Annotated in this window: 4 protein-coding genes; all 4 read right to left on the bottom strand. The window is 71.8% G+C overall.

Going from position 1 to position 5,512, the window contains the following annotated elements; translation table 11 throughout:
* Positions 1-67: 67 nt before the first annotated feature.
* Genes D7Y13_RS37700 through D7Y13_RS37685 form a run of 4 tightly spaced genes read right to left on the bottom strand, consistent with a single transcriptional unit; the run spans position 68 to position 5,319 of the window.
* Positions 68-1,585 carry an ABC transporter permease gene (locus D7Y13_RS37700; RefSeq protein WP_199732953.1) on the bottom strand — a complete coding sequence of 506 codons (1,518 nt, stop codon included), beginning with the start codon at positions 1,583-1,585 and terminating at the stop codon, positions 68-70.
* On the bottom strand, positions 1,582-2,565 hold the full coding sequence (locus D7Y13_RS37695; RefSeq protein ID WP_120585667.1) for an ABC transporter ATP-binding protein: 984 nt from the start codon (positions 2,563-2,565) through the stop codon (positions 1,582-1,584). The genes D7Y13_RS37700 and D7Y13_RS37695 overlap by 4 nt, the downstream gene beginning before the upstream one ends.
* Complete coding sequence (locus tag D7Y13_RS37690) at positions 2,562-4,328, bottom strand: hypothetical protein (protein ID WP_147444506.1); 1,767 nt, start codon at positions 4,326-4,328, stop codon at positions 2,562-2,564. The genes D7Y13_RS37695 and D7Y13_RS37690 overlap by 4 nt, the downstream gene beginning before the upstream one ends.
* Complete coding sequence (locus D7Y13_RS37685; protein WP_120537990.1) at positions 4,321-5,319, bottom strand: AAA family ATPase; 999 nt, start codon at positions 5,317-5,319, stop codon at positions 4,321-4,323. Before D7Y13_RS37685 ends, D7Y13_RS37690 begins: the two co-directional genes overlap by 8 nt.
* Positions 5,320-5,512 lie beyond the last annotated feature (193 nt).

Here is a 5,512-nt window from a genome sequence, read left to right as displayed (position 1 = left end):
ACGCGCGGCAGCGCCAGGCTCAACCCCGGCACCAGCCGCGCCACCTCCGCCTCGTCCAGCCGCGAACTCACGGCGCGTGGGCCTCACGCTCGCGCCGGACAAGCACCCGGTCCGCCGCGAACGCGCACAGGAGCGCCACCAGGGCCACGCACAACAGCAGCTCCGGCGGCATCCGGAGACCGGACGGATCATTCCAGTCATAGCGACCGAAGTTCAGCGTCCCCACCACGGGGTTGAGCAGGTTGATCAACTCATCCCCCGCCTCCAGCCCCAGGAACACCGCCAGCAGCGGAGGAACCCCGGCCCCCAGCGCTCCCGCCGCGACGAAGAGCAACCGCACCGACACGGGCGACGCGAACCGGCTCGACTTCGGCATCCGTCCCAGCAGCAGCGCCACCGACAGGTAGATGACGCCGTAGAGCGCCAGCGCCACCAGCGCCATCCCCATGCGCATTCCCTCGGTCGAAGGGTCCGAAGCCCACAGCAGCCCCGCGCACCCGGCCGCCCAGCCCAGCAGCAGCAACACCGACAGCCGGAAGCCGCGCAGGGCGCCGGTCCTGAAGAGCGACCAGGGCCGCGTGCCCGCGCGCAGCGGCCGGGACTGGCCATCCACGTCCGACACCGTGAAGAGGCCGGTGAGGATGAGGTGCAGCCCGCCCAGGATGCCCGCGACGCTCGGGACGTCGTGGTCCCGGTCCAGCAACCACCACACCGCCGCCACGCCCAGGAACGTCAGCACGGTCTGGACCACCAGCACCCGCCGGGGATGCCGCGTGTAGTTCTCCGTCACGAGCGACAGCCGCGCCACCGCCGCCTCGAACAGCAGCCACCCGTCCGACAGCAGCAGCCACAGCCCCGCGCCCAGCGCCAGGAAGAACTCCTTGTCGAAGGAGAACCCGCGCCCCCGGCCCTCCGTCATCACGAAGATGAAGGTGAGCGCCTGGAAGAACGTCACCACCAGCGCGGCCACCAGCGCGAAGCGCACGAAGGCCCGCCCCAGCCGCCCGTCCGCCAGCGTCGCCGCGCACACCGACGCGAACGTGAGGAACATCAGCCACGCCCCGCCCAGCATCAACACCATCAGGATGGTGGGCAGGTCGATGCCGTTGAGGAAGTAGCTGAACAGCAGGAACGGCCCCACCGCCGACGCGTACAGCGCCGCCTGCACCAGGAAGGACGTCACCTTGCCGCCCAGGATGCGCCGGGGCCCCAGCCCCGTGAGCAGCAGCAGCGACCACGTCTCGTCCTCGCGCTCGCGCGCCAGCGAACGGTACGCGTTGAAGGGGATGACCCCGAAGTGCACCAGCCCCAGGCACACGAAGAAGGAGAAGAAGTACGTGCGCCCCTCGCGCGAATACGACGTCCCCCGCGTGTTCACGTACGCGATGAGCGACAGCACCAGGCACGACAACAGGAGCAGCCCGAAGCACACCCAGAAGACGCGCGTGCGCAGCCCCTGCCGCACCTCCTTCACCACCAGCGGGTTGAGCCGGTCGCCCCACTTCTCCCACCGGTCGGACACCCCGGCCGGGGAGACGGGGACCGCCTCGGACGCACCCGACGCCGGACTTGCTTGCGTGCTCACGCCACCCTCCCCTTCGTCACCGTCATGAAGGCATCTTCCAGGTTGCGCTCGCGCGGGCTGAAGGCACACACCGGCAACCCCTGCGCCACCAGCGCCGCCAGCAGCGCCGCCGCGGCGGCCTCCGCCTGCATCGGGCCCGAGCCCGGCTCCAGTTCCAATCGCACCCGCAGCGCGCTCGCCTCGCGCGTCACGTCCTTCACGCGCGGCTGCTCCAACATCAGTCGCTCCGCGCGAGCCCCCACCGCCTCGCCCTCGGTCCCCGCCGCCAGGCGCACCACCAGCTCCACCACCTGGGAAGCGTCCGCGCCCGAGCGCAGCAGGTCCTCCACGCGCCCCTGCGCCAGCAGGCGCCCCTGTTCGATGATGACGCAGGAGTCGCAGATCTCCGCCAGCTCCGTGAGGATGTGGCTGGAGATGATGACCGCCTTGCCTTGATCCGCCAGCGCGCGCAGCAGCTCCCGCAGCTCGATGCGCGCCCGGGGATCCAGGCCGTCCGCGGGCTCGTCCAGCAACAGCAGCCGGGGGTCATGCAGCAGCGTGCGCCCCAGGGCCACGCGCTGACGCATGCCCTTGGACAGCTCCGTGGTGAGCTTCTCCGCCAGGGGAATCAACCCCGTGAACTCCATCACCGAGTCCACCCGCTGCCGCCGCTGCGCGCCCTTCAGCCCGTACGCGCGCGCGAAGAAGTCCAGGAACTCCCTCACGGTGACGTCGTCGTAGGTGCCGTAGCGGTCCGGCATGTAGCCCAGCAGCGGCCTGGCCTGATCCGGCGCGTCCACCAGGGACTTGCCGTCCAGCAGCACCTCTCCAGCCGTGGGCACGTCCAGCGTGGCCAGGATGCGCAGCGTGGTGCTCTTGCCCGCGCCGTTGGGACCGATGAAGCCCAGGATGCCGCCGGCCTCCAGCGAGAAGGTCACGTCATCCACCGCGCGCAGCGCTCCATAGTCGCGCCGCAGGCCCTTCACTTCCAACAGGCTCATGGCCGCACCTCCTCGAACCCACCGCGCATCAGGTGCACCCCCGCCTCCAGATCCACGTCCACCGCCGCCGTGGGCGCGAAGCCCCGGCCGCCCAGGCGGACCAGGAAGTCGCCATCAGGCAGGTCGCCATCGAGCGCCGACGCCGCCGCCGGGAAGCGCAGGCCCGGCTGGTACGTCAGGCTCAACGGATGATTCTGTTCGAGGTCGAGCAGCGCCACGTTCTTCTCGCTGGTGATGAGCTCGGCCTTCGCCTCGGCGCCATCCGCCACCGCGGGCAGGTCCCAGAGCTGTCCCTGGAAGCGCACGCGGCCCGCCTCCACCGCCGCCCCCAACGCGTTCTGCACGACGATCCCGTCCTCCGCTTTGCGCACGGTGAGCCGCGCCCGCGACGGGAGCACGGCCACCTCGCCCCACTCGCGGTAGGTGCGCGAGGGCAGGAAGCTGTCGCGCAGGACCATCCCCCGCGTCCAGTCCAGGCCGCTCGGCGGATCCTCCGGCTCCATGGGGGACAACAGCACGCTGGAGGCGGGCATGCTCACGCCCCCTTCGGTCAGGTTGGCGTACCAGGCGGTGAGGCCCACCGTCACCGCGCGCGAGCGTTCGCGGTCCAGCAACGTGAGGCTGTAGCGCGCGGCGTGCACGCGGAAGCCGTCCACCAGCACCGACCAGGCCACCAGTCCCAGACACGTGATGGCCGCCAGCGTGGGCACGGCGATGAGCACCGCCAGCGGCCCCTTGCGCCGGGCGAGCATCAATCCACCCGGGCCCGCCGCGAGCGTGAAGAGGAAGATGAGCAGCATGAAGCGGCCCACGGGCGCGCGCGCGCTTTCCAATAGTGGCGCCCTCCCGTCGCGCAAGAGGCTGCTGCGGTCCCACCGCGGTGGCGGCCCCGCGGGCACCACCACGCCGGACGCCCCGGCCGCATCCTCCGCGAGCCGCTGCCCGCACAACCCGGGCGTGTCACGGCAGCCGAGGAACTGGCGCACCTGACCAAAGCCATACGAAGCCAGCTCCGCGTCGGTGTCCTGGAGCAGCGGGAAGTGCAGGCGCGGATTGGCCGGCGGCTGGGCCAGCACCAGGCGGCCGCCGACCAGCGCGAAGGACTCCAGCACGGCCCAGACGTCGTCGGGCACCTCTCCCGGCGGCGCCGTCACGAGCACTGCGTCGTAGCCCACGTACGCGGCCAGTTCGCGAGGGGCCACGCGCGCATCAAGGAAGCGCGTAGCGACGAGCGGCTCCCGGTTCTCCTCCGCGCGGTCCAGTTGGGTCGTGCTCACGAAGGACTTCAAGTCGCCCAGGACCATCACGCGCGCTCCCCGGTAGCCGTCCAGGTAGAAGCCCTCGGTGGCGGTGGGCATCCCGGGCGAGTCCATGTGGAGCTGACCGGATTGGATGTCCGCGGGCAGCATCAGGTAGGTGACGACGCGCTCGCGCGGCCCCAACTGGAGCGAGCGCTCCGTGACGCGCCCCTGGCTGTGGATGGACAGGCGCACCGGGCGCGGCTGGCCGCTGCTGTTGTGCACCGTCACCTGGATGGGGGTGTAGCCCCGCTGCGGCACCAGCGTGACGGAGCGCAGGGTGGCCTTGAGGTCGCCCTCCTCGGGAAAGGTCTCCGGCGTCTCCACCACCTCGCGGTAGCCGGAGGCCTTGTCCGCCGCCTCCGCGGCCTCCGCCATGGCGGTCACCGCCGTCGCAGGCGTATCGGTGGCGCCCGCGAGCGTCGTCCAGAGCAGGCCCACCGCGAGCAGCACGCGCCTAGCCACGGGGCACCTCGGGGACGGCTTTGAGCAGCTCGCGCACCACGTCCGGCGCGGTCACCTTCTCCAGGGAGGCCTCGTAGGCCAGCACCAGCCGGTGGTTGAGGACGGAGGAGGCGGCGGCCACCACGTCATCGAAGCCCACGTTGGGTCGGCCGTTCAGGAGCGCGAGCGCGCGGCCCGCGGCGGCCAGGGCCAGGGCCGCGCGGGGGCTCGCGCCGAAGCGCACGAAGCGGCGCACGGCGTCGGGGGCGGAGGCCTGACGCGGGTCGGAGGCCTCCACCAGCCGGCCGATGAAGTCCGCCACCGGGCCGGGCAGGTGCACGCGGTCCACGGCGGCGAACAGGCGCGACAGGCCCTCCGCGTCCAGCACGGGCTCCTGCGCGGGAGGCGCGCCGCGCACGCGCGTGGTGAGCAGGGTGCGCAGCGTCTTCGCGCCCACGGGCGGCACCAGGATGCGGAAGAGGAAGCGGTCCAATTGCGCTTCGGGCAGCGGGTAGGTGCCCTCCAGCTCGATGGGGTTCTGCGTGGCGAGCACGAAGAACGGGTCGGGCAGGGGCCGCGTCTGGCCCAGCACCGTCACCGAGCGCTCCTGCATGGCCTCCAGCAGCGCGGACTGCGTCTTCGGGCTGGAGCGGTTGATTTCATCCGCGAGCACGAGGCTCGCGAAGAGGGGCCCTTCGCGGAAGACGAAGTCGCGGCGCGCCTCGCCCTCCAGCACGTAGGTGCCGGTGATGTCGCCGGGCAAGAGGTCGGGGGTGAACTGGATGCGGCGGAAGGGCAGCGCGAGCAGCCGCGCCAGGGCCTTGCACAGCTCCGTCTTGCCCAGACCGGGCAGGCCCTCCAGGAGCACGTGGCCCCGGGCGAGCACGGCCACCACGACCTGCTCGACGACCCCTTCCTGGTCGAGCATCACCTGGTTGAGCCCGGCCTTGAGCCGGGAGGCTACATCCGCCGCGCCTTGTGCCTCGGCGGGACTCAGAAGCTCCGCTGCCACGTCGATTCCCCCTGCTGGACTACCGACCACCGAAGTACCGCTTCACCAGGTCGCGGTTGCGAGGCAGCAGCGGACCGGAACCCGGTCCCGCCGTCGCATCGCCCTTCGCGCCCGTGCCCTTCGCCCCCGCCGCGCCCGCCTGCCCCGTACGGGCCTGCGGATCCGCGGCGCGAAGCCCCCACAACTCTTCCGC

It is taken from the genome of Corallococcus praedator (assembly GCF_003612125.1).
Lineage (GTDB): Bacteria > Myxococcota > Myxococcia > Myxococcales > Myxococcaceae > Corallococcus > Corallococcus praedator.
Note: the sequence above shows the minus strand (reverse complement) of the source record. Positions and strands in the feature narration are given on the sequence as shown.